The organism is Pseudoalteromonas sp. NZS71 (genome assembly GCF_015864715.1).
GTDB lineage: Bacteria > Pseudomonadota > Gammaproteobacteria > Enterobacterales > Alteromonadaceae > Pseudoalteromonas > Pseudoalteromonas arctica.
This window is the reverse complement of the sequence record NZ_JADYWS010000063.1, coordinates 1-3,064: the sequence shown is the minus strand read 5'-3', so window position 1 is coordinate 3,064 and position 3,064 is coordinate 1. Positions and strand designations below refer to the sequence as shown.

Annotated in this window: 3 protein-coding genes and 1 pseudogene; 2 read left to right on the top strand and 2 right to left on the bottom strand. The window is 35.9% G+C overall.

The features are described 5' to 3' along the window. Positions 1 to 124: 124 nt before the first annotated feature. Positions 125 to 761, top strand: a pseudogene (locus I6E85_RS20665) (transposase); the annotation flags it as partial. 28 nt (positions 762 to 789) lie between these two features. Here I6E85_RS20665 and I6E85_RS20660 read toward each other — a convergent pair. Then, positions 790 to 1,824, bottom strand: a complete 1,035-nt coding sequence (locus tag I6E85_RS20660; protein ID WP_024589687.1) for a nitronate monooxygenase family protein — start codon at positions 1,822 to 1,824, stop codon at positions 790 to 792. A 50-nt stretch (positions 1,825 to 1,874) separates the two neighbouring features. After that, entirely contained in the window at positions 1,875 to 2,333 is a 459-nt protein-coding gene (locus I6E85_RS20655) for an HPP family protein (RefSeq protein WP_024589688.1), read from the bottom strand. Positions 2,334 to 2,436: 103 nt separating this feature from the next. Here I6E85_RS20655 and I6E85_RS20650 point away from each other — a divergent pair, with 103 nt between their 5' ends. Continuing rightward, on the top strand, positions 2,437 to 2,982 hold the full coding sequence (locus tag I6E85_RS20650) for a TetR/AcrR family transcriptional regulator (protein ID WP_024589689.1): 546 nt from the start codon (positions 2,437 to 2,439) through the stop codon (positions 2,980 to 2,982). Positions 2,983 to 3,064: the final 82 nt, after the last annotated feature.

Below are 3,064 nucleotides of genomic sequence, written 5' to 3'. Positions count from 1 at the left end.
GTTGGATATGGAAATTTTATAGATGCTAAATATAGCGTTAGTGATTATATCAACGGATATTACAACAACGTTAGGCCACATCATTATAATGCCGGTTTAGCCCCAAATGAATCTGAGGTTAGATGCCAAGATTCTAAAACTGTGGCCAAAATTAGTTGACCACTACATCTTTAAAGCCAGAGCAGATGCGCTTGATGAGTGATTTACTTTCTAGAAGAAGGCAGTTAATGGATATGCAAACGATGGAGAAAAATCGTTCACAGATAATGCCAAAAACAATATCATCACTAATAAAACCTATCCTAACGGCATTAAAAAATCAGATTGAAAAAGTAGATTTGAAACTACAAAAACTCATCAAAGAATGTGACGAATATAAGGTCAAGAATGACATTATTCAAAGTGTGCCTGGCGTTGGTAATGTTGTCGCGTTTAACTTACTTAGTGACATGCCTGAGCTTGGGTGTGTAAACAATAAAGAGGCTGCATCACTGGTTGGTGTTGCACCATTTAATCGAGAAAGTGGTGCTTATCAAGGTAAACGGATGATACGAGGTAGACGGCCAAAAATTAGAACCGCAATGTATATGGCAATGATGTCAGCTATCCAATGTAACCCTAAATTTAAAGCTATTTATCATCGGCTAGTCGCGGCAGGGAAACCTAAAAAAGTGGCTATTATTGCCTGTATAAGAAAGCTTATAGTAATCATAAATTCTATGGTGAGGGATGGTGTCATGTGGGATCCTAAAATGGTTTGAAATTAGGAATTGACACCATAGTCACTTGTTAAATGCCGTCCCCCCATAACTCATAGGTTAACTTAGTAGCGGAAATCTCTTTACAACCACTTCGGTCAGTACCTGACCACAGTGGAGTAAAATCTGATTTACCTTGGGATTCAGCTTTTGATCTCAAAGGACCAATAGCTATAGATGCATAAGGAAACTCTGGCGCTTTACTCGTAATAAAATTTAACTCTTTCATTATTTTATTAGTAATACCTCTCGCCAATCGACCTGAGAATATATTAGTTAAAGCGGTTACGCTGTTTTTTGATTTTATTGCTTGCCTGTGAATAGCACTTGTTTTCGCCTCATCGCATAACAAGTAAGAAGTTCCAACTTGAACTCCTGACGCACCTAGCCTTATCATTTCTTTGATATCTGTGCTTGTAGCTATTCCACCTGCAGCAACAACTGGTACAGATAATTCATGTTTTAAGCAAGCTACAAGTTCTAACGTCGGAAGTTGAGTTGATGCGTCCGAAGTCATGAACATACCTCTATGACCTCCAGCTTCATAGCCCTGAGCAATGACAATATCAGCTCCATTTTCCTCTAGCCACACTCCTTCTTCCTTGGTCGTAGCTGAAGAAATTATAACTGTTCCCCATGACTTTATTCTTGTTACAAGCTCTGCGGATGGAAGACCAAAATGAAAGCTAAGTATTGGTGGTTTATGGGGCTCTATTGCATCAGCAAGGTTTGCATCAAAAGGAACCCTTAAGCCAGAAATTTCGTTTAGAGGCTTGATCGAAAAAGACTCGTAGTACGGTAAAAGCTGCTCTTCCCATGCTTCAAGTGCCTGATGATTTATCTCAGGCATTTTGTGACAAAAAAAGTTTAAGTTGTAAGTTTTATTTGAGTGTTTTCTGAAATTTATAATCTCGAATAAGACCTGATCTTTAGTCAGCATTCCACAAGGAATAGAGCCAAGCCCACCAGAGTTTGATACTGCTGCAGCCAACTCCCAGTTTTGTACTCCAGCCATTGGAGCTTGAATTATTGGCTTTTCAATACCGAGGATACTGCATAGATTCATAATTATTCTTCCTGAATGCGATATATTTTATTTAGGCATTTAACGCCGTATTAGCACTCTGATTTAAAGTAATGGCTTTGAAGCTTTTGAAGCCCTTTACCCACCAAAACGATAACTATAGAGCCAATTAATACTGGCGTCACCAAAAATAACCAACTTTGCCCTGAAAGCATTATTAAAATTGGATTAGCTCCCGCAGGTGGATGAGTGGTTTTTGAAACTAACATACTCGTAACTCCTAAACCTGTTGCTAAAGCTATTGTTAACGGTGTTACATCTACATATTGATAAAATAATATTCCAATAAAGGCAGTAATTAAATGCCCAAAAATTACATTTTTGGCTTGAGCTAATGGGCTATCTGGCACTCCAAACACAAGTACAGTAGTTGCACCAAATGGAGCCATTATTAAAACAATATCATTAAAATTAGTTTCAGTTAATGACAATAAACCAATAGCAATAAATGCACCAAAACCAGCAATTACAGCTAATAAATAACGATTCATAAATACCTCACAAAAAAAAGTAGAACAACCTGTCTACCTTGTTAGTGTAGACAACTCGTTCTACTCATGTCAATATTATATTGATAATTTTATGGAGCTTATTATGAATCAAAAGCGAGAGTTGTTATTAAAAACCGCATTAGAGCTGTTTTATCAACATGGCGTTAACTCAATTGGAATAAATGAAGTTATAAAAGTATCAGGTATTGCAAAAAAAACCTTATACAGTCATTTTGATGGGAAAAATGATTTAGTCATTGCGACGCTGGGAAAAAGACACTTCATTTTTATAAATTGGTTAAAATCTAAATTAGAAAAGACCACAAATGATCAAGAATTAATTAATGTACTTTTTGCATCATTACAAAGCTGGTTTATAGGAAATGAACCTGAACTGGGTGATTTTAGAGGTTGTTTTTTTATAAATACATCGGCTGAGTTTAGCGATCCAAAAAGTGAAATATCTTGTTATTGTCGTTACCATAAAGATCAAGTACGTCAACTTATTAAAAGTAAATTAACTAATAATTCAGAAGATCTTTTAAATACTATTTGTTTACTAAAAGAAGGCGTGATTGTAACCGCATATATGACAGGAAAAAGTGCTGATATGATTCAAAGTACTTTGAAAATCTTACAACGCCATTGAGTGCTAACGAGCCTGTAGATTAACTCGTTTTTAAATTTGTTTTTATTGATAAACAAACCATAGCTGAGTTCCTATTTTGGTT